This is a genomic window from Phreatobacter sp. (assembly GCF_016793595.1).
Classification (GTDB): Bacteria; Pseudomonadota; Alphaproteobacteria; order Rhizobiales; family Phreatobacteraceae; genus Phreatobacter.
The window spans coordinates 312,246-332,905 of record NZ_JAEULY010000002.1; the positions used below are offsets into that span (position 1 = coordinate 312,246).

Annotated in this window: 22 protein-coding genes and 1 pseudogene; 12 read left to right on the forward strand and 11 right to left on the reverse strand. The window is 67.0% G+C overall.

What is annotated here, in order from left to right; genetic code table 11:
- Positions 1–1,002, reverse strand: a complete 1,002-nt coding sequence (locus tag JNK84_RS02125) for an AAA family ATPase (RefSeq protein WP_293420028.1) — start codon at positions 1,000–1,002, stop codon at positions 1–3.
- A gap of 168 nt (positions 1,003–1,170) precedes the next feature.
- Between JNK84_RS02125 and JNK84_RS02130 the strand changes: the two genes are divergently transcribed.
- From JNK84_RS02130 to JNK84_RS02160, 7 genes are all read left to right on the forward strand, one after another.
- Positions 1,171–1,743 (forward strand): DUF1285 domain-containing protein, encoded by a 573-nt coding sequence (locus JNK84_RS02130; RefSeq protein ID WP_293420030.1) that lies wholly within the window; start codon positions 1,171–1,173, stop codon positions 1,741–1,743.
- Complete coding sequence (locus JNK84_RS02135; protein WP_293420032.1) at positions 1,740–2,396, forward strand: CoA pyrophosphatase; 657 nt, start codon at positions 1,740–1,742, stop codon at positions 2,394–2,396. Before JNK84_RS02130 ends, JNK84_RS02135 begins: the two co-directional genes overlap by 4 nt.
- On the forward strand, positions 2,396–2,713 hold the full coding sequence (locus tag JNK84_RS02140; RefSeq protein ID WP_293420034.1) for a DUF6111 family protein: 318 nt from the start codon (positions 2,396–2,398) through the stop codon (positions 2,711–2,713). Before JNK84_RS02135 ends, JNK84_RS02140 begins: the two co-directional genes overlap by 1 nt.
- Positions 2,710–3,951 carry a CCA tRNA nucleotidyltransferase gene (locus tag JNK84_RS02145; protein ID WP_293420036.1) on the forward strand — a complete coding sequence of 414 codons (1,242 nt, stop codon included), beginning with the start codon at positions 2,710–2,712 and terminating at the stop codon, positions 3,949–3,951. Before JNK84_RS02140 ends, JNK84_RS02145 begins: the two co-directional genes overlap by 4 nt.
- Positions 3,952–4,091: 140 nt before the next feature.
- The gene (locus tag JNK84_RS02150) at positions 4,092–6,401 is read left to right on the forward strand and encodes a putative bifunctional diguanylate cyclase/phosphodiesterase (RefSeq protein ID WP_293420038.1); all 2,310 of its coding nucleotides are present in this window, start codon (positions 4,092–4,094) and stop codon (positions 6,399–6,401) included.
- 459 nt (positions 6,402–6,860) lie between these two features.
- Complete coding sequence (locus JNK84_RS02155) at positions 6,861–7,580, forward strand: N-acyl amino acid synthase FeeM domain-containing protein (protein ID WP_293420040.1); 720 nt, start codon at positions 6,861–6,863, stop codon at positions 7,578–7,580.
- 19 nt (positions 7,581–7,599) lie between these two features.
- Complete coding sequence (locus JNK84_RS02160; RefSeq protein WP_441343192.1) at positions 7,600–7,842, forward strand: hypothetical protein; 243 nt, start codon at positions 7,600–7,602, stop codon at positions 7,840–7,842.
- Positions 7,843–7,845: 3 nt separating this feature from the next.
- On the opposite strand, the gene JNK84_RS02165 is transcribed toward JNK84_RS02160, so the two are convergent.
- The 6 genes from JNK84_RS02165 to JNK84_RS02190 all read right to left on the reverse strand — a co-directional run bounded on the left by JNK84_RS02165 (position 7,846) and on the right by JNK84_RS02190 (position 12,987).
- On the reverse strand, positions 7,846–8,118 hold the full coding sequence (locus JNK84_RS02165; RefSeq protein WP_293420044.1) for a YodC family protein: 273 nt from the start codon (positions 8,116–8,118) through the stop codon (positions 7,846–7,848).
- Between the two features lie 74 nt (positions 8,119–8,192).
- On the reverse strand, positions 8,193–8,672 hold the full coding sequence (locus JNK84_RS02170) for a GNAT family N-acetyltransferase (protein ID WP_293420046.1): 480 nt from the start codon (positions 8,670–8,672) through the stop codon (positions 8,193–8,195).
- Positions 8,669–9,838 carry a fumarylacetoacetate hydrolase family protein gene (locus JNK84_RS02175; protein ID WP_293420048.1) on the reverse strand — a complete coding sequence of 390 codons (1,170 nt, stop codon included), beginning with the start codon at positions 9,836–9,838 and terminating at the stop codon, positions 8,669–8,671. Before JNK84_RS02175 ends, JNK84_RS02170 begins: the two co-directional genes overlap by 4 nt.
- A gap of 57 nt (positions 9,839–9,895) precedes the next feature.
- Positions 9,896–10,642, reverse strand: coding sequence for an SDR family oxidoreductase (locus JNK84_RS02180; protein WP_293420050.1), 747 nt, complete (start codon positions 10,640–10,642; stop codon positions 9,896–9,898).
- 36 nt (positions 10,643–10,678) lie between these two features.
- Positions 10,679–12,154 carry an aldehyde dehydrogenase family protein gene (locus JNK84_RS02185; RefSeq protein WP_293420052.1) on the reverse strand — a complete coding sequence of 492 codons (1,476 nt, stop codon included), beginning with the start codon at positions 12,152–12,154 and terminating at the stop codon, positions 10,679–10,681.
- A 119-nt stretch (positions 12,155–12,273) separates the two neighbouring features.
- A complete protein-coding gene (locus tag JNK84_RS02190; protein WP_293420054.1) occupies positions 12,274–12,987 on the reverse strand; it encodes a hypothetical protein in 714 nt (237 codons plus the stop codon).
- Between the two features lie 350 nt (positions 12,988–13,337).
- On the opposite strand from JNK84_RS02190, the gene JNK84_RS02195 reads away from it, so the two are divergent.
- Complete coding sequence (locus JNK84_RS02195; protein ID WP_293420056.1) at positions 13,338–14,051, forward strand: outer membrane protein; 714 nt, start codon at positions 13,338–13,340, stop codon at positions 14,049–14,051.
- A 58-nt stretch (positions 14,052–14,109) separates the two neighbouring features.
- On the opposite strand, the gene JNK84_RS02200 is transcribed toward JNK84_RS02195, so the two are convergent.
- A complete protein-coding gene (locus JNK84_RS02200; protein WP_293420355.1) occupies positions 14,110–14,577 on the reverse strand; it encodes a tRNA (cytidine(34)-2'-O)-methyltransferase in 468 nt (155 codons plus the stop codon).
- 337 nt (positions 14,578–14,914) lie between these two features.
- On the opposite strand from JNK84_RS02200, the gene petA reads away from it, so the two are divergent.
- The 4 genes and pseudogenes from petA (at position 14,915) to JNK84_RS02220 (ending at position 18,663) form a co-directional block, all read left to right on the forward strand.
- Positions 14,915–15,457 (forward strand): ubiquinol-cytochrome c reductase iron-sulfur subunit, encoded by a 543-nt coding sequence (petA, locus tag JNK84_RS02205; protein WP_293420058.1) that lies wholly within the window; start codon positions 14,915–14,917, stop codon positions 15,455–15,457.
- A gap of 27 nt (positions 15,458–15,484) precedes the next feature.
- On the forward strand, positions 15,485–16,804 hold the full coding sequence (locus tag JNK84_RS02210) for a cytochrome b (RefSeq protein ID WP_293420061.1): 1,320 nt from the start codon (positions 15,485–15,487) through the stop codon (positions 16,802–16,804).
- Positions 16,805–16,831: 27 nt separating this feature from the next.
- Positions 16,832–17,659, forward strand: coding sequence for a cytochrome c1 (locus JNK84_RS02215; RefSeq protein ID WP_293420064.1), 828 nt, complete (start codon positions 16,832–16,834; stop codon positions 17,657–17,659).
- Positions 17,660–17,784: 125 nt separating this feature from the next.
- Positions 17,785–18,663 (forward strand): annotated as a pseudogene (locus JNK84_RS02220) (S-methyl-5'-thioadenosine phosphorylase).
- Positions 18,664–18,690: 27 nt separating this feature from the next.
- On the opposite strand, the gene JNK84_RS02225 reads toward JNK84_RS02220, so the two are convergent.
- The 3 genes from JNK84_RS02225 to JNK84_RS02235 form a co-directional block, all read right to left on the reverse strand.
- Positions 18,691–18,933 carry a hypothetical protein gene (locus tag JNK84_RS02225; protein ID WP_293420067.1) on the reverse strand — a complete coding sequence of 81 codons (243 nt, stop codon included), beginning with the start codon at positions 18,931–18,933 and terminating at the stop codon, positions 18,691–18,693.
- 261 nt (positions 18,934–19,194) lie between these two features.
- Complete coding sequence (locus JNK84_RS02230) at positions 19,195–19,614, reverse strand: hypothetical protein (protein ID WP_293420070.1); 420 nt, start codon at positions 19,612–19,614, stop codon at positions 19,195–19,197.
- Between the two features lie 56 nt (positions 19,615–19,670).
- Positions 19,671–20,612, reverse strand: a complete 942-nt coding sequence (locus JNK84_RS02235) for a LysR family transcriptional regulator (RefSeq protein WP_293420073.1) — start codon at positions 20,610–20,612, stop codon at positions 19,671–19,673.
- Positions 20,613–20,660: the final 48 nt, after the last annotated feature.

The following is a 20,660-nucleotide window of genomic DNA, read 5'->3' on the forward strand; positions in this document are numbered from 1 at the left end:
TCACCCGATCGGCTTGACCAGCGTGGCGATCGCGTTCTCGACCGTCAGGCCGTCGGCCCGCGCGGCGAAGGACAGGGCCATGCGGTGTTTCAGCACGGGTTCGGCGAGTGCCAGAACGTCGTCGACGGACGGGGCGAGACGGCCGTCGATCAGCGCGCGGGCGCGCACGGCCAGCATCAGCGCCTGCGAGGCGCGCGGGCCGGGACCCCAGGCGATGGCCTGCGCCAGCTCGCCCTTGGCGGCGCCGGGGCGGGCCGAGCGCACGAGGGTCAGGATGGCGTCGACGACGGAATCACCCACCGGCAGACGGCGGATGAGCCGCTGCGCCGCCATCAGGTCATCGGCGGTCAGCGCCTGCCTGGGCTTTGCCTCCTGCGCACCGGTCGTGTCGAACAGGATGCGTCGCTCGGCCTCAAGGTCGGGATAGCCGACATCGACCTGCATCAGGAAGCGGTCGAGCTGCGCCTCCGGCAGGGGGTAGGTGCCCTCCTGTTCCAGCGGGTTCTGCGTCGCCAGAACGTGGAACGGCTTGGGCAGCTCGTGGGTCTCGCCGGCGACCGTGACGTGGTGCTCCTGCATGGCCTGCAGCAGCGCCGACTGGGTGCGCGGCGAGGCGCGGTTGATCTCGTCGGCCATCAGCAGCTGCGTGAAGACCGGGCCCTTGACGAACCGGAACGCCCGCTGGCCCGTGGCGCTTTCCTCCAGCACCTCGGAACCGAGAATGTCGGAGGGCATCAGGTCGGGGGTGAACTGGATGCGCCGAGCGTCCATGCCGAGCACCACGCCCATGGTCTCGACGAGCTTGGTCTTGGCGAGGCCCGGCAGGCCGACCAGCAGGGCATGGCCGCCGGACAGAACGGTGATCAGCGCGTGGTCGATCACGTCCTGCTGGCCGAAAATGACGGCGGAGATGTTGGCGCGCGCGGTCCGTGCCTGTGCGGCCGTCGTCTCGGCCGCCTTGATGATGGCGTCTTCCATCCGTTCGGCGGTCTCGGCGGTCATGTTCGTTTCCTTCGAGGCTGAACGTAGCTGCACTGCATCATGGCTCATGCATTGCGGCCGGGATAGCCGGCTCTTACGTTTGTCACAGGTCACAAGCGGCCAAACTATGGTCGCGGGACCCCGGTTCACTCAAACGTGAGGCTGTCAGGCGTGGCTGTGGAACCACCAGTGGCAGGCGGGCTGGACGGGCTCGCCAAGGAGGTGAAGAAGTTCAGGGGGGCCGCGCCCGTGCACCTCTGGAACCCGCCCTATTGCGGCGACCTCGACATCCGCATCGCGGCGGACGGCACCTGGTTCTACATGAAGACGCCGATCGGCCGCCTGCCGCTGGTCAAGCTGTTCTCCTCCGTGCTGAAGCGCGAGGACGGCCGCTATTTTTTGGTCACGCCGGTCGAGAAAATCGGCATCGTGGTGGATGACGCGCCTTTCGCGGCGGTCGAACTGCGCGTCGAGGGCGAGGGGCGGGAGCGCAGGCTCTCATTCGGAACGCAGGTCGAGGAATGGATCGAGGTCGGTCCGGACCATGCCCTGCGGTTCGAGAAGGAGGCAGGCACGGACGGCGTGAAGCCCTATGTCCATGTCCGCCGCGACCTCTGGGCGCGGGTTTCCCGCGCGCTTCTGCACGATCTCGCGGATATCGGCGAGGTGGTCCCGGTGGAGGGCATCGACTGGTTCGGGGTCTATGCTTCGGGGACCTTCTACCCCATGGTCCGCGCCGACGAACTTGAGGGGTTGATGTGATTCCAGTCTCGCCGGAGCAGTTCACGGCCGCCGTGACCGAGCGGCTGTCGCTCGATGTCCCGCGGGAACCGCAGGAGCTGTTCCGCGGCCTCGGCTATCCGCGTCCGGATGCGGGGGACCACACGATCAACGAGGGCCAGCCCGCCCGGCCGGCCGCCGTACTGATCCCGGTCGTGTCGCGGCCCGAGCCGACCATCCTGCTGACGCAGCGCTCCGGCGATCTTCCCGATCATTCCGGCCAGATCGCCTTTCCCGGCGGCAAGATCGATCCGGGTGACGCGACGCCGCTGGATGCCGCCCTCAGGGAGGCGGAGGAGGAAATCGGGCTCGACCGCCGCCATGTCCGGCCGCTGGCCTATATGCCGCCGTTCCTGTCGCGGACCGGCTATCTGATCACGCCGGTCATCGGGCTGGTGGCGCCGCCTTTCGAGCTCACCATCAACCCGCGCGAGGTAGTCGATGCCTTCGAGGTGCCGCTGGCCTTCCTGATGGACCCGAAGAACCACCAGCGCCAGTCGCGGGAGTGGCAGGGGCAGGTGCGGCACTTCTACGCCATGCCCTACGGCGACCGCTACATCTGGGGCGTCACGGCCGGAATCCTCCGCAACCTCTGGGAACGGCTCGCCGACCAGGAGACGAGCGGGGCAGCCTGATGCGGATCGCCATCAACCTGCTGCTCTTCGTCCTGCCCTTCGTGCTCTATTTTCTCTGGCTGCACCTGAAGGAACGGAGCCCGTTCCTGAAGGAGCACTGGGACCGGCAGCCGGTCATCTGGCTCGGCCTGTTCGGCATCGTGCTCGGCGGCGGCTATTTTCTCTACCATCTCGCCTATCAGGTGCGCGATCCGAACGTCGTCTACCGGCCAGCCCGGGTCGAGAACGGCATCTATTACCCGGCGCAGATGGAGCGCCGGTCGCCGCCGGCCGCGCCGTCGCCGGCCCAATCCTCACCAGCCCCACCTTCGCGATGACGGACGCTCGCGATCTGCCCGACTGGTTTCGCGAGGGGCCGGCGCGAACGCTCATCGATGCCCTGGCCGCGGTCGGCGAGGAGGCGCGTCCCATCGGCGGCGCGGTGCGCAACTGGCTGGCCGGCAGGCCCTCCGGCGATATCGATATCGCGACGACGGCCTTGCCGGAGGCTGTTTCGGCTGCTGCTGCCGGATTGGGCCTCAAGGCTGTGCCGACGGGCATCGACCATGGCACCATCACCGTGGTCGCGGAGGGCGTCGGTTACGAGGTCACCACGCTCCGGCAGGATGTCGAGACCGATGGCCGTCACGCCGTCGTCCGGTTCGGGCGGGACTGGCGCGAGGACGCCGCGCGGCGCGATTTCACCATCAACGCCATGAGCCTCGGCCGCGACGGCGAGGTTCACGACTATTTCGGCGGCCGTGCCGACCTCGAAGCCGGCCGCGTGCGCTTCATCGGCGAACCTCGCGCGCGCATACGCGAGGACCGGCTGCGCATCCTCCGGTTCTTTCGTTTCCACGCCGAATTCGGCCGGAGCGCCCCCGATGCCGAGGGCCTTGCCGCCTGCATCGTCGAGAGGGAGGGGCTTCTGGACCTTTCGCGCGAGCGCGTGCGCGCGGAGCTTCTGAAGATTCTCGGCGCCTCGCGCGCGCCCGCTGTGCTTCAGGTCATGGCGGATGTCGGCCTGCTGCACCGGCTGCTTGGCGGCGTGCCGAACGTGCCGGTCCTGGAGCGGCTGGCCGCGATCGAGGCGGAGGCCGGCGTCGCGCCCCTCGCGGCGCGCCATCTCGGTGCTCTTGCGGTACTGGTGCGCGAGGATGCCGACAGGCTTCGGGAGCGCCTTGCGCTCTCCAACGAGGAATATCGCCGGCTCGACGCCATCGGCGCGGGGTGGCACGGCCTTGGCCCCGACGGCGGGGAGGCCGCCGCCAAAGTCGCTTTGTTCCGCGCCGGGCCGCGCGCCTTCACCGACCGGGCGCTGGTGGCGTTCGCGCGCTCGGCCGCGCCCGTCGATGTGCCCGAATGGCACGCGCTGGTGTCTCTACCGAAGCGCTGGCAGGCGCCGTCGCTGCCGATCAGCGGCGAGGACCTGATGCGGGCCGGGCTGCGGGAGGGGCCGGAAATCGGTGCGGCGCTCGCCTGGATCAGGCAGGCCTGGATCGATGCCGGCTTTCCGGCCGGCGCCTCGGTGCGGCAAGAACTGATTGATCTTTACTTGAGTTCGGCAGGGCTTTGAATCGCATTGCAGGGTTTCTGATCACGCACGGTTGTCTGCAACCATCTTTGTGCAATTAATTGCTGGGCAAGTTTTTTTTGCTTGATTGCGTGTGTGGGTCCGGCTGCCCAGCCGATCGACAATGGTCTTTTGCGAGTATGATGCGTATCCAGAACGAGACCATGGACACGTCGCAGCGTGAATTGCCCTTCGAAATCTACGTTTCGATGGTCGATGCGCTGTACGAGGATCTGCGCTCGTTTTTCTCCGGGCTGGCAGCCGCGCTCGCCGGCATGCTCTATGCGGCCTATCTGACGGGAAATCCGATACTCTGGGCATTTCCGGTCGTCATCGTGCTGGTCGGAGCCGTCCGGGGCGCGCGCATGGTGCGCTACAAGACGGTCCGCAGCAGCCTCGACACCTATGACGAAGCACGCGGTTGGGAGCGCGAATACACGCTCGGCGCGAATCTGTTCGTCTTCACCATTGGGTTGTGGTGCTTCGCGACCTTCCGGCTGACGGACAGCATGGCGGCGCATCTGTTCTGCGTGTCGGTGGCGCTGTCCTACATGGTCGGCATCATGGGCCGGAATTTCGCCAATGCCCGGTTCGTCGACAATCAGATCCTTCTGATGTGCGTGCCGCTGGTCACCGGCATGTTCCTGACCGGTGTGCCGGACTACATCATCCTCGCCTTCTTCGCCCTGCCGTTCTTCGGCAGCGTCCGGAAGATCGCGACGCGCCTGCGCGATATCCTGCTGAACGCGGTGGTTGCCCAGCGCGACGTCTCGCTGCTGGCGACGCGCTTCGACACGGCGCTCAACAACATGCCGCATGGCCTCGCCATGTTCGACGCCGACGGCCGCCTGCTGGTCCTCAACAACCGCTGGGCGGACATCCTGCCGTGCGATCCGGATTCCGTGCGCTCGGGCGCGCGTGCGCAGGCGATCCTCGCCGCCTATGTCGAGCTTGGCGTCGTCAGCGAACGCGATGCCGCGCGGGTCATGGATGGCGTCACGCGGCGCAGCGACGATCTCGCCGCCGAGCAGATCGAACTGACCGCCAACGAGCGCAATGTCGAACTGACCTTCCAGCCGATGTCGTCCGGTGGTCTGGTCATCGTCATCGAGGACATCACCGAGAAGCGTCGCACGGAGGCGCGGATCGCCTATATGGCCCGGCACGATGCGCTGACGGGCCTGCCGAACCGCTCGCTGTTCCAGGAGCGTCTCGACGCTGCATTGGCCATTGCCGATGCCGATGAATTCCTGGCGGTGCATTTCGTCGACCTCGACAATTTCCAGCAGATCAACGACACGCTCGGACACGCGGTCGGCGATTCCCTGCTGGTCGAGGTCGCCGACCGCCTGCGCTTCGTCGTCGGCGAGAACGACGTGGTGGCGCGATTCGGCGCCGACGAATTCGTGGTGCTGCAGAACGGCGCGCGGACGGTCAACGACGTGACCATGCTGGCGGATCGGGTCATCGGGGCGGTCTCGGAGATCACCCAGATCGACGGCAAGGGAGTCGCCTGCGGTGCGTCGGTCGGCATCGCGCTTGCTCCGCGCGACGGCCGCGATCCCGACCAGCTGCTCAAGAGCGCGGACATGGCGCTGAAGCGGGCGAAGGACGGGGGCAGGGGCATCCTGCACTTCTACGAGGAAGAGATGGACCGCAAGGCGCAGGCGCGCCGGGCGACCGAGCTCGACCTGCGCAAGGCCATCCAGAACGACGAGCTCGCGGTCTATTTCCAGCCGCTGCTCAACCTGAAGACCCTCGAGATCACCACCTGCGAAGCCCTGGTGCGCTGGCCGCACGCGACGCGCGGCATGATCTCGCCGGGCGAGTTCATCCCGATCGCCGAGGAGACCGGCCTGATCATCGAGATCGGCCGTCAGGTGCTGCGCAAGGCCTGCCATGCCTGCGCCGCCTGGCCGAACGACGTGCGCGTCGCGGTCAATTTGTCGTCGGTCCAGTTCGAGCGCGAGGACATTGTCGCCCTCGTCGGTGAGACGCTGGCGGCGACCGGGCTGGCGCCCGACCGGCTCGAACTGGAGATCACCGAGACACTGCTGCTGCAGGATTCGGCTGCGATTCTCGGTGTCCTGCAGGGGCTGCGCGAGATGGGCGTGCGCATCGCGCTGGACGATTTCGGCACCGGCTATTCGAGCCTCAGCTACCTGCACAAGTTTCCGCTGCACAAGGTCAAGATCGACCGGTCGTTCGTCCGCAACATCGAGACGGACAAGAAATCCGCGAAGCTGCTGCGCGGCGTCACGCGGCTCGGCTCGGAACTGGGGCTCTCCGTGGTTGTCGAAGGTGTCGAGACGCACGAGCAGCTCAGGATCATCGACGCGCCGGGCGTGGTGAGCGAGATCCAGGGCTTCATCCTGAGCCCCGCCATTCCCGCCGATCAGGTTCGGCTGATGATGGGCCGCCCGGCCAAGGAACTGCTCGCCAGCGCCGCCTGAGGCCATCTCGCGCGACATGCCGTAAGGACATAGGTATTTCACCGGGGCGGATGGGTCTTCGGCGCCCGCGAACTCCTGCGCCTGCGCTGGCCTTGCTGATCGAGGAACATTCGCCGGAGCGCGTTCCGCTCGCTATGCGTGCATATTTTCACGACAATATCTCAAGTCGTGTGTGCCGCTCCCAGGATACCCGGAATTCAGCCATTGCCGGCAAAGGCGGGGTGTATCTGTAAAATCATGTATGATAGCTTGTCTCAACCTATGCAACCTTGGCGCGATGCAGCGAAGTAATTCCCTGCTGCGCGATGGAGGTATCATGAGAAAGAGCAGAGGCTCTGACAGGCTTTCTGCGATCGCGTTAACGATGTTTTAACCAGACGCTTTCCAGCAGTTAAAATTTGATGAACAATTGACCCACGTTGCAAGGCGGACGGCGGCGCTTCACGTGGGGCCATTCAGATGAATACGGTTAACGCCGCCAGTATATTTGCGCAGAATGTAACCGACCTCATTTCCCGGATCGAATACCGGCGCGCGGAAACGGACGCCGACAAGGAAGCGATCTATCGCCTCAGGTATCAATGCTACCTGCGCGAAGGTGCCATCCAGCCGGACGAGAGCGGCCGGTTCAGCGACGACTTCGACGCAGCGCCGAATGTCTGGATCTTCGGCCTGCATCTCGACGGGCAACTGGTCAGTTCCATCCGGGTTCATGTCGCGACCGCCGAGCAGCCGATCGCGCCGGCCCTGGCGATCTTCCCCGATATCCTCGGACCCCGCATCGAGCGCGGCGAGGTGATCGTCGATCCGACCCGTTTCGTGGTCGACTACGAATGCTCGCGGCAGAATCCGGGCCTCGCCTATGCCACGGTGCGCCTCGGCATGCTGGCGTCCGAACACGGGGATGCCGACTATGCGCTCGCCACCGTGCGCACCGAGCACCGCGCCTTCTATCGCCGGCTTTTGTTCATGGAACCGATCGGCGAACCGCGCGCCTATCCGAACCTCAAGGACCCGATCAACCTGATGGGCGTGTCCTTTCCAGAACTGCGCCAGCGGGTCTATGATCGCTATCCGTTCATGATGTCGACCGCAGCCGAGCAGGAGCAGCTTTTCGGACCCAAGCGTCAGACGCCGAAGGTCAGGGAAGGTGGCAAGGGTCAGGCGGCGGCCGCGTAACCTCGCTGGCAGGTGACGCATGCGGTCCGATCGAAACAGGCCGTTCGATGCCTTCAGGCGGAGTTCGTCGACGTCCACTCCGATGTCCGACGGCTGGATGCGCGAGACCTACGTGCTCCCCCGCGAGGATGCCCGGGCCAAAGCGCGCGAAATCCTCGTGCGGTTTCCCCGGGCGGCCTACATGACCGAGGTCGAGTTCTGGCAGGAACTGGATGACGGGCGCATCGAGTTCACGATGCGCCGCCTGCCATCCGCCGACTGAGCCTCAGGCGGGCTCGTGCTCCCGGCGGGTTTCGTCCTCGTCCTCGTCGACAACGCCTTCGGCGTCTTCGTCCTCATCCTCGTCTTCTTCGTCTTCGTCGCCGCCGTCGTCGTCCATATCGATGGGCGCGAGCGCGACGAGCGGGATCGCCTCACGGAACAGATCGCCTTCCTCGCCGATCCAGAGGCACACGGCCTCTTCGGCGGAAACCGACGCAACCGTCAGCGGCTGGCCGCCGGACTTGAGCATTACGACGTCACCGGGATTCATGGTCATTGCTGCCTCCTGTTGGGACGGGACGGAGGCTAGACGTGGTCGGTGACGGGCTGATCACAACCGTACGGCCGAGGTCAGGCGCCGCCGTCCGGAGGCATCGGCGGCACCAGCAGCCGGTATCGGCACTTCTCGCGTTCGCCGCGCTGGTACATGTCGCTGTCGCGCGGCAGGGCCACGATCTCCTCGAACCGCGCGCCAAGCCGCTCGCAGGTGCGCCGCGAGGCGGCATTGTCGGGGTTGCAGGTGATCCAGACCTCGCGCTGACCGTTGGCCCGCATCAGCGGGAACAGGAGGCGGCAGGCGCGTTCCGCATAGTGCCGGCCGCGGAAGGCCGGTAGAACCTCGTAGCCGACATGGCCGCCATAGAGCACGAGGTCGGGTCCGTCGCCGACCCGCAGGCGGATGGCGCCAGCCGGCTCGCCGTCCGCCGCGATCGCGAAAGTGTAATAGGGGAACCAGCCCCTGGCCTCGTCGGCCGGATGCATGCCGCTCAGCACCAGCGATACCTCGCCGTCGCGACCGATCAGGCCGTCCGGCGCGGCGAGGCCGGTCATGCCCGGCGTGCGGCGATGCTCGCCATCAGTGCGCGGATGCCTGACGTCCAGGGGGCGCATTCGGTCGACAGGCGCACGCGGTTGGTGAGCGCTCCGAGTTCGTCGCTGGCGATGGTGACGACATCGCCTCGCCTGTGCGTGAAGCCCTGTCCCGGCGCGTCGCGGTCCTGGATCGGCGCGAACAGCGTGCCGCAATAGAGCACGAGCCCGTCCGGATACTGGTGGTGCGGGCCGATGGCCTGTTTCGCGAGATCCTCGACGTCGCGGGAGATCGCGGCCATGTCGCTGCGGCCGTCCATGACGAAGCCGTCCTCACCCGTCACTTTCAGCTGCACCTTCATGCGGCGGACATGACCGATGCCGAAGCTCGCATCGAACAGGCGCACGAAGGGGCCGAGCGCGGCGGAGGCGTTGTTGTCCTTGGCCTTGCCGAGCAGCAGGGCGGAGCGGCCCTCGACATCGCGCAGGTTGACGTCATTGCCGAGCGTTGCGCCGACGATGCGGCCGGCCGAGGAGATGACGAGCACGACTTCAGGCTCGGGATTGTTCCAGGTCGAGATCGGGTGGATGCCGACATCCGCGCCGGTGCCGACGGACGAGAGAACCGGGGCCTTGGTGAAGACCTCCGCATCCGGGCCGATACCGACCTCGAGATATTGCGACCAGAGCCCGCGTTGTTGCAGGTGCTTCTTCAGCGCTGCCGCCTCCGGCGAACCGGGTTTGAGGCCCTTGAGCTCTCCGCCGATGACGTCGCCGATCTCGGCGCGGATCGCCGAGGCGCGGGCGGGATCGCCCTTGGCCTGTTCCTCGATGACCCGCTCAACCATTGAAATGGCGAAGGTGACGCCTGCCGCCTTTACCGCCTGCACGTCGATGGGGGAGAGCAGGTAGGGCTTCGCGGGATCGCGCGCTGTTTCGACGCTGTTGGCGAGGATGGCCGCCAGGTCGCCGATGCGCTCGCCGGGAATGGCGGCGATCGCCGAGGCGGGATCGGCGAGGTCGAAGAGGTCCGCTGTAGTCGGGAAGGCCGCCGTCACGTCGAAGACGCCGCCATCGCGGATGGCGGCGACCGACGGGCCGAGCCCCGGCCGCTGGACGCGGGCGACGAGCGTGCCCGTCAGCCCGTCGGCGGGGAGGGTGGTCTCAGGGGCGAGGATGAAGGTCATCGTGCTTGTCACATTCCCGAACCGTGAAACCGGTGGCCATCCTTGCGGTGAGCGCTCCTAGATGCAGCGCCCGCCGTCGACTTCAAGCACCACGCCGGTGAGGAAGTTGCCGGGATCGGCGGCGAGGAACAGCGCCGCGTCGGCGATGTCCTGCGGGGTCGACAGGCGGCCCATCGGGATGGAGGCGATGAACTTCTTGCGCATTTCCGGGGTGTCCTCGCCCATGAACATGCCGAGCAGCGGCGTGTCGCCGGCGACAGGCGCAAGGGCGCAGACGCGGATCTTGTCGGGCGCCAGTTCCACCGCCATCGACTTCGACAGGAGGTTCACCGCGCCCTTGGAGGCGTTGTACCAGGCAAGGCCGGGGCGGGGGCGCAGGCCCGCGGTCGAACCGACATTGATGATGGCGCCGCCGCCGTTCTGGCGCATGACCGGCACCACGGCGTGGGCGAAGTGGAAGATCGACTTCACATTGACGTCGAAGACCCGGTCGAAGGTCTCCTCGTCCACTTCCAGCATGGGCCGGTTGCGGTGCGAGGTGCCGGCATTGTTGATCAGCACGTCGACCGTGCCGAAGCGCTCGACGGTCTTGGCGACGGCGCGCTGGACGTCCTTCGCCTTGGAGACATCGCACTTCATGCCGAAGGCCTTGCGGCCGAACGGCTTGGCGGCGGCCTTGGCGCCTTCCTCGTTGAGATCGAGGACGACCACCCTGGCGCCCTCCCTGGCGAAAGTCTGCACGATGCCGAGCCCGAAGCCCTGCGCGCCGCCGGTGACGATGGCGACCTTGTCCTTGAGACGCATGGGTCCCGCTCCCTGTTGCAATGCTTCTGGTTCGGCTCAGCCGTGATTGATGACGACGGTCTTGGAGGCGGAGAATTCGTAGAGCGCCTCGAAGCCCTTCTCGCGGCCGTGGCCGGATTTCTTGACGCCGCCGAAGGGCAGTTCGATGCCGCCGCCCGCGCCGTAGCCGTTGACGAAGACCTGGCCGCAGCGCATGGCGCGGGCAACCCGCATGGAGCGTTTCGCATCGCGGCTCCAGACGCCGGCGACAAGGCCGAAATCGGTGCCGTTGGCGAGACGGACGGCATCGGCCTCGTCGTCGAAGGGAATGGCCGACAGGACCGGGCCGAAGACCTCGTCCTGCGCCAGCGCGTTCGAGCGCGGCACGGGCCCGAACAGGGTCGGCGCGACGTAGAAGCCGCCGGGCGGCAGGTTGGGCGCTAGCTGGCCTTCGGCGATCACGGGCACGCCTTCCGCGCGGGCGCGCTCGACGAAGCCCTCGACCCGCTTCTTCTGGCCGGCATTGATCATCGGGCCGCAGTCGAGGTCCATGTCCCAGGTGCCGACGCGCACGGTGGCGAAGCGCTCGGCGACGCGCGAGACCAGCTCGTCATAGGCCGCCCGCTCGACCAGCATGCGCGAGCCCGCCGAACAGGTCTGGCCGCCATTCTGGACGATGGCGTTGACGAGGGTCGGCACCGCCGCGTCGAAATCGGCGTCCGCGAAGACGATCTGCGGCGACTTGCCGCCAAGCTCCAGCGTGCAGCCGATATGGTTCCTCGCTGCGGCCGTCTGGATCAGCGAGCCGACCTCGGGCGAGCCGGTGAAGGACACGAAGTCGATGCCGCGATGGCTGGAGAGGGCGGCGCCCGCCTCCTCGCCGAGACCGGAGAGGATGTTCAGAACGCCCGGCGGAAAGCCGACCTCCAGCGCCAGTTCGGAAATCCGCAGGAGCGACAGGCAGGCGTCCTCGGCCGGCTTCACCACGCAGGTATTGCCGCAGGCGAGGGAGGCGGCGACCGACCGGCCGAAGATCTGCGAGGGATAGTTCCACGGCACGATATGGCCGGTGACGCCATGGGGGTCGCGCACGACGGCGACCGTATAGCCGTTGAGAAAGGGAATGGTCTCCCCATGCACCTTGTCGGCGGCGGTGCCGTAGAATTCGAAATAGCGGGCGGTCGCGGTGATGTCGGCCTTGCCCTGGCGGGCGGGCTTGCCGGTGTCGATGCTCTCCAGTAGCGACAGCTCGTCGTGATGCGCGAGAATCGCTTCTCCGAGCTTCACCAGCAGCCGGCCGCGCTCGGTGGCGGTCATGCGGCTCCATGGGCCATCCTCGAAGGCTTTGCGCGCGGCGGCGACCGCCTTGTCGATGTCGGATGCGCCGGAGCGCGGCATATAGGCGATGACCGCGCCGTCGGACGGGCCGACCGCGTCGATGACGCGGCCGTCGGCGGCTTCCGTCTGTTTGCCGTCGACGATGTTGAAGACCTTGCGCGGGGCGCTGCCGGCAAGCGTTGCTGAAAGGGTCATGGTGTCCTCCCGGACGGGTTCGGGGCCGGAGGTGGCCGGCATGTCGGCGCGCAAGCTAGCGGCGGCGATGCGGCCGGGAAAGATGCCGCATGCATGGGAGACCCTGCGGCCTGCGATCCCTAGAGCCGCGTCGCGAGCTGGGCAACGGCCAGAAGGCCACCCGCGCCTGCGGCAACGCCGAGCAGGAACAGGACGAAGCCGCCCAGGCCGGAGAAGCTGATGCCGCGCCGTGTTGCCTGAGCGGCCGGCAGGGTTCCGGTGGGGGCGTCCGGCTGCGCCGCATCGGCGATCGCCGCCGGCGCCAGCGTCGTCTGCGGCATCGGCGATGTCGCCTCCGCCCCGGCCACGGCCTGCTGCGGTCTGTCGAGGGTGGCCGCCGGCATGTCGGCGCGGGGCAGGACTGGCGCTTCCCGCAAGGGCGAAACCGGCGGCAGCGCCAGCATGCGCTCGCGCTCGATCAGGCGGCTGGCGACATAGGCGGTGATGCGCTCCGCCACCGCGCCGGCATCCTCGCTCTCGGCCATGATCCGCCGGCCGTTCCGCGTGTCCTGCAGAAAGCGATAGGTGCGCTTGTCGCGTCCCATCTCGACGAAGGCGATCATGTCGATCCACAGCCGCGGGGTCTCGCCGGGAGTGATGCCGGCATCGAAAAGCTCGATGCCGCGGGGCACCTCGGCAAGGACGGGCCTGAGCCGCTCGTGGAGAATCTCCAGCCTCACGAGATCAGCCTCGCGCAGCGCCACGACGACCCCGGTGCGCTCGGCCTCCTCGATGCGGATGGCGCGTATCGCATTCTTGAGGCTGCGATCGGCGGGTGACGACTGAGGGTCCATCGGAGGCTCGCTCGGGCCGGTGGCACAGGGTTAACAGAACTATAATGCGTTCAGGGCGGTGGCCCAAGCCGTCGGATGTCAGCGGTCTTTTGGAAGGCGCGGAAACTGCCGCATCCGATTCCGGGCCGGTCCTTGCGCTGCATTGTCGGGATCGTTGGCACCCTGCAGTTACGGCATGACGCCATGGGCAACTGTGCCGTCCATGCAACAGGGCTGGTGAATACTGAGGTACCATTGCGGAATCACGGGCGGTGAATGCGTGGCGTGCCTTGTCGGCGTGCCGCCCTTGTGTGACTGGTTGTTTCGAGTTGTTGGCTGTGGCCGTTCCAGAATCCATCCGGGGAATTGACATGAAGAAATTCTTCCTTGCTTCCGCTGCCCTCGTGGCCCTTGCGGCCGGCGCGCAGGCGGCGGATCTGGGCTCGCCGCGCACGCCGATCGCAGCCGCCGTCGTGTCTCCGGTTTTCAACTGGACGGGCTTCTATCTCGGCGCCCATCTCGGTTACGGCTCGGGCTCCACGGGCTGGGTTTTTCTCACCGGACCGGCCACTACCGTGCCCAGCAACCCGAAGGGTGCCTTCGGGGGTCTGCAGCTCGGCTACAACTGGCAGATCAACAACTTCGTGCTGGGTCTCGAAACCGACCTGAGCATCGCCGGCTTCCGTGACTCCGATCCGTGCCCCAATCCGGCCGTCTCCTGCTTCACGCGGTCCAACTGGGTGGGAACCACCCGTGCTCGCGTCGGCGTAGCAGCCGACAAGGCTCTGTTCTACGTCACCGGCGGCCTTGCCTATGGCGACACGCGCGTCGGTGCATCGACGGCGGTCGGCGTCACCACCTCCCGGACCCGGGTTGGTTTCGCCCTTGGTGGCGGTCTGGAATATGCCTTTACGCCGAACGTGACCGCCAAGGTCGAGTATATGTACTACAATCTCGGCTCGTCTTCGTATCAGGTCACAACCGTTCCCGAATTCGTCCGGGCGCGCTTCGAATACCACACCGTCAAGGTGGGCCTGAACTACCTGTTCTCGACGGGGCCGTCGGCGGTGGTCGCGCGCTACTGAGTTTCGTTTTGGTTGGGGGGAATGACGGGCCGCCTTCGGGCGGCCCGTTTCGTTTCGCTCAGCCCTGTGCCGGAAAGGCGCCGAACTGGCGCAGCGCCTCTCCCGCGACCATTGCGGCGGAGACCGCGACGTTCAGCGAGCGCATGGCCGGCTGCATCGGGATGAGGATGCGCGCGTCGGCCGCCGCGTGGACATCCTCGGGCACGCCGGCCGATTCGCGCCCCGCCATGACGACATCGCCGGAGCGGAAGGCGAAATCCGCATAGGGCAGGGCGGCGCGGGTGGTCATCAGGACGAGGCGGCGGCCCTCGTTCGCGCGCCAGCGTTCGAAAGCCGCGAAATCGTCGTGGCGCGTCCAGGATACGTGATCCAGATAGTCCATGCCGGAGCGCCGGAACGACCTGTCGGAGACGGGAAAACCGGCGGGTTCGACGATGTCGACGGCAAAGCCGAGGCAGGCGGCAAGCCGCAGGATCGTGCCGGTGTTCTGGGCGATGTCGGGCTGGTAGAGCGCAAGGCGGATCATGGCGTCAAGAAATCGCGCCGTGGCGCCCGCCGGGTCAAGCCGGACGCGGCGCGGCAGGTGCTTTTCCCAGCCATCCGACGAAGGTGCGATGCAGCGCAGCGCGGGGTTCCGTGCCATGCACTGGACATCACCTTATAACGGTGCGAATAAGCGCCAGCCGACGGTGGTTTCCCGGCGTGGATTCCCATGCCCAGACGTTGGGCCGGCCGGTGCGGCGGCGCCCCTTGAAGGCTGCCGGGCACAGGTTGCGGTCCACGGCAGGCTCCTTGCGGGCCGGACCGAGCTGGCGGCGCTATCCGGGGCCTGAAACCGGCCGACGAGCGAAAGGACGACGAGAGTGGCAAGCGTTCAACATGCCGAGGGCGATCGCCGCGACTTCCTGTTCCTGGCGACCGGGGCGGCGGCGGCAGTGGGTGGTGCGGCCGTGGTCTGGCCCTTCATCAGCCAGCTCGCGCCCGACGCCGCGACGGTTGCGGCCGGCGCGCCGGTCGAGCTCGATCTCTCCTCCATCGCAGCCGGCGCGCAGATCAAGATCCTGTGGCGCGGCAAGCCCTATTTCGTCCGCAACCGCACCGAGGCCGAGATCAAGGCCGCGCAAGACGTCGACATCTCGACGCTGCGCGATCCCGAGACCGACGCCCATCGCGTCAAGGAAGGCCACGCCAAGTGGCTGATCACCGCCGCAAACTGCACCCACCTCGGCTGCGTGCCGCTGGGCAACCAGGGTGATTACGGCGGCTGGTTCTGCCCCTGCCACGGTTCGCATTTCGATACGTCCGGCCGCATCCGCAAGGGCCCTGCGCCGAAGAACCTTCCGGTTCCCCAGTACACGTTCGTCAGCGAGACGCGCATCCGGATCACCGGCGCGGCCGCCGCCTGACGCCAGCGCAGCTAGAAGGTCACGACCATGCAGGGTCATTCCCACTACGTCCCCAAGACCGGCATCGGCAAATGGTTCGATGCCCGGCTGCCGCTGCCGCGTCTCGTCTATGATTCGTTCATCGCCTATCCGGTGCCGAAGAACCTGAACTATTTCTGGACCTTCGGCGGCATCCTCTCGGTGATGCTGGTGGCCCAGATCATCACCGGCGTCGTGCTGGCGATGCACTACACCGCCCATGTCGATCTCGCGTTCAATTCGATCGAGAAGATCATGCGCGACGTCAATTACGGCTGGATGATCCGCTACCTGCACGCCAACGGCGCCTCGATGTTCTTCGTGGCGGTCTACGTGCACATGCTGCGCGGTCTCTATTACGGTTCCTACAAGGCGCCCCGCGAGATCCTCTGGATCCTCGGCGTCATCATCTACCTGCTGATGATGGCCACGGCGTTCATGGGCTACGTTCTGCCGTGGGGCCAGATGTCCCTGTGGGGCGCGGTGGTCATCACCAACCTGTTCTCCGCCATCCCCGTGGTCGGCCCGACCATCGTCGAGTTCCTGTGGGGCGGCTATTCCGTCGACAACCCGACGCTGAACCGCTTCTTCTCGCTGCACTACCTGCTGCCGTTCATGATCGCGGGCGTCGTCGCCCTGCACGTCTGGGCGCTGCACGTGACGGGTCAGAACAACCCGACCGGCGTCGAGGTGAAGGACATCAAGAAGGACACCGTGCCCTTCACGCCCTATGCGACCATCAAGGACGCCTTCGGCATCATCTGCTTCTTCATCCTGTTCGCCTGGTTCGCTTTCTTCCAGCCGAACTATCTCGGCCATGCCGTGAACTACGTCCCCGGCGACCCGCTGGTGACGCCGGCGCATATCGTGCCGGAGTGGTACTTCCTGCCGTTCTACGCGATCCTTCGCGCCATCACCTTCGACATCAACCTGATCATCTTCGTGATCCCCTCGAAGCTCGGCGGCGTGCTGGCCATGTTCGCGGCCATCGCGGTGCTGGCCTTCCTGCCCTGGCTGGATACGTCGAAGGTGAAGTCGACCGCCTACCGCCCGTTGCACAAGCAGTTCTTCTGGGCCTTCGTGGTGGTCTGCGTGATGCTCGGTTGGCTCGGTTCGAAGCCCGCCGAATACCCCTACACGGTGCTGTCGCTGATCTTCACCGGCCTCTACTTCGCCTATTTCCTCCTCGTCCTGCCGCTGCTCGGCCTGTTCGAGACGCCGAAGGCGCTGCCGGCCTCGATCGCCGACGCCGTGCTGGAGCAGGAGCGGAAGAAGGGCGGCGCCCCCGTCACCGCCGGCGCCAATGCCGCGCCGCAGACCAAGGGCTGAGGGCAAGAGAGAACAGGATCCATGACGATGAAGCGTTTCTCTCTCGTTCTCGCCGCCGCAGGCCTCATCGGCCTCGGCGCGGCCATGCCGGCGGCGAAAGCCGCCGAGCAGCTCAACCCGCCGCGCTACGGCTGGTCGTTCGCCGGCATGTTCGGCATGTACGACCGGGCGCAGCTGCAGCGTGGCTTCCAGGTCTACAAGGAGGTTTGCGCCTCCTGCCATTCGGTGAGCCTCCTGTCGTTCCGCAACCTGTCGCAACCGGGCGGCCCGGAGATTCCGGCCGCGCAGGTCGCGCAGATCGCCGCCGACTGGCAGCACAAGGTTCGCGAGATCGGCGATGACGGCCAGCCGGCCGAGCGCGCCCCGCGCGCCTCCGACCGCATTCCCGGCCCGTTCGCCAACATCAAGGCGGCCGAGGCGGCGAATGGCGGCAAGGCGCCGCCGGACCTGACGCTGATGCCGAAGGCCCGCTCCTACGAGCGCGGCTTCCCCTGGTTCCTCATCGACATGGTCACGCTCTACCAGGAGCATGGCGCCGACTATGTGAAGGCCTTCCTGACCGGCTACGAGCAGGGTCACGAGACGCCGCCGGGCACGCACTACAACAAGTACTTCCCCGGCAATTTCGTCGGCATGCCCAACATGCTGCAGCCCGACCAGGTGACTTATTCCGACGGCACGCCGCAGACGGTGCAGCAATATGCGGCCGACGTGACCGCCTTCCTCATGTGGGCCGCCGAGCCGCATATGGAACAGCGCAAGCGCATCGGCTTCCAGGTGCTGCTGTTCCTGCTGGTCTTCGCCGGCCTGACCTACTTCACCAAGAAGAAGGTCTGGAAGGACGTGCACGCCTGATCGGCGCGACGACGCTATGCATGACAAGGGCCGCGCGAGCGGCCCTTTTCGTTTGTCGCGGGTGCTTGCCACCGCGCGGCGCTTTGCCGATCCTCGCAGGCGGCGCGTGAATCTCCGGAGCAGACATGACCAGGGCCGTTCTCGGCGTGATGGGCGGATCGGGCATCTATGACCTGCCGGGCCTCGAAGGGCTGGAGGAAGTAGCCATCCAGTCGCCCTAGGGCGAACCTTCGGACCGGCTGCGACGGGGACGGATCGGCGCGACGGAAATCGTCTTCCTGCCGCGCCACGGTCGGGGACACGCCCTGTCTCCCTCGGACATCAACTACCGCGCCAATATCGACGTGCTGAAGCGGGCGGGGGTCACCGACCTCGTGTCGCTTTCGGCGGTCGGTTCGTTCAAGGGCGAACTGCCGCCGGGCCATTTCGTCCTTGCCGATCAGTTCATCGACAAGACCTATCTGAGGGCATCCAGCTTCTTCGGCCGGGGCTGCGTCGCGCATGTCGCGTTCTCGCATCCCGTCGCGCCACTGCTGCAGAAGCGGCTCGCCGCGGCCGCCGAGGCGGAGGGCCTTGCGCACCAGACCGGCGGGACGGCGGTGTGCATGGAGGGGCCTGCCTTCTCGACGCTCGCCGAGAGCCTGTTCCACAAGGCGCAGGGCTGGGATCTGATCGGCATGACCTCGATGCCTGAGGCCAAGCTCGCTCGCGAAGCCGAGATCTCCTACGCCTTCGTCGGCATGGTCACCGACTACGACGCCTGGCACGAGGAGGTCGGGCCCGTGGATGTGGCGCAGGTGGTCCACCACCTCGGCGCCAATGCCGACAAGGCGCGCCGGCTGGTGGCGCGCCTTGCCCGCGATTTTCCGGCTGATCACGAGCCGTGCCCGATCCATTCCGACCGGGCGCTGGAACACGCGATCATCACCGCGAAGGAGGCGCGCGATCCGGCGCTGGTGGCCAAGCTCGACGCGGTGGCGGGGCGGCTGCTGGCGCGCGGCTAGTCAGCCCCGCGGCAGCCGGGGATGCAGCTACATCCACATCCCGTAGCGCCAGCCGCCCACGGTCCAGAACACGATGCCGGCAAGAACCTTCACCACAAGCGCAACGGCGATCATGGCGGGAATGGCGGCGAGCGCGGCCTTGAAGAAGAAGCCGACCAGCCGGAAGAACGGCATGTCGATGGCGGTGACGGTGACGGGTGTTGCCGCCGCCGGATAGGCGGCCTGCTGGGGCACTGCGCCTGCGGGCATAGCGCTTGAGGGCATGGTCATGGCGGGTCTCCTGCTGCTTGCTGGCCGCGGTTCTTGTCGCGCCGCTCTGCCGGGGTCGTTGTCGCGCCCGGGCATAGAGGTAGGAGAGGTCCGGGTCGGACCCTAGTGAATTCGCGGTAAGGTTGGCGCCGCGAACAGCGAAGAGCCGTCGGCGCTGGTCGCGGCGACGGCTCTTGCGAGAGGGGCGGAGACGGTGGGGTGCCCCTTCGGCGCGCCTGAACGAGGCGGCGCGCCACTTTCGATGAGACCGCTGCGCCGCCTTCAGCGGCAGGCAACGGCCGGATTGGAGGAGCCGGAGCAGATGCGGCCGAAGTTGCGGCCGGTGCCGACCCACTGGCCGTTGCGATTGCGCTCCCAGCCGGCGCCGAAATTGGAGCCCGTGCCGGTGATGCGGCCGCGCGAGACATCATAGCCGCTGCCGAAGCGCGAGCCGGTGCCGGTGACGCGGTTGCCGCGCACCTCGTAGCCGCCGCCGAAATTGCGGCCGGTTCCCTGGTAGGTGGTGGTACGGCTGCGGCGGGAGCGCTGGACGTCGTAGCCACGGCCGAAGTCGCGGCCTTCGCCCTGCAGGTTACCGTAGCGGTTGGTGGTGTACTGGACGGGCTCGACGACGTGGCTCGGCGGCGCGAGGCCGGCTGTGGCGATCTGGCCGGCGATCAGCAGCGACAGGGCGAGGCTCACGTTCAATCTCCCGAAGCGATGTTCTGTTGTTGGGAGCCTTGTGGAGCCGCCACGTTTCAGCAGCGTGCTGGACGCGATACCTCCGTCTTTCGCGACCAGACGCGCCAGGGGCTGCGGCTGAAACGATCCATGACGAAGTCGAGGAAGACACGCACCTTCGGCAGCCTCTGCCGGCCGGCCGGGAAGACCAGATGCATCGGGACCGGCTCGGCAATGTGGCTGTCTTCCAGCAGCGGCGCCAGCAGCCCCTCGCGGATCGACCGGGCGACCACGAGATCGCCGAGCCGGGCGATGCCGACGCCGCCAAGGGCCAGCGCGTGGGCGCCCTCGGCGGTGCCCACGCTGATCGGCCCGCGCACCTCGACAAACCGGGGGCCGGTGGCCGAGGCGAAGGGCCAGAGCGCCATGTCGGGCGTCGTGGCGATCGGGATGCAGACGTGGCGGGCGAGGTCATCCGGCTGTGCCGGCCGGCCCATGCGCCGGAGATAGGTCGGGGAGGCCACGATGACCCGGCGCACGTCCGCGAAACGGCGCGCCACCAGCCGGTCGTCACCGACCGGCCCGGTGCGGATGCCGACGTCGATGTCTTCCGCGACGATGTCGGCGATGCGATCCTCGATTTGGAGTTCGAGGCTGACGCCGGGATGGGCGGTCATGAAGTCGGACAGGACAGGCGCGAGCTGGATCATCGCGAAGGCCGTCCCGCAGTTCACGCGCAGCACACCCTGCGGCCGGCCGCGCGCCTCCATCACGCTCGCCTCCGCCTCGTCGATCGCACCGATGATGCCGCGCGCCGCGGCATAGAAGGTCCGGCCTTCCGCTGTCAGCGCGACGCGCCGCGTGGTCCGCTCGACCAGCCTGACGCCGAGCCGCGCCTCCAGGCGCGAAATGACTTTCGAGACGGCCGAGGGCGTCAGGCCGAGATGGTCGGCCGCGGCGGTGAAGCCGCCCCGGTCGATGGCCGCGACCAGAATCTCCATTTCGGCAGCGCGATCCATTGATGATCCATAGGCATGATATTCGTGAAATATGCCATGATTATTGAT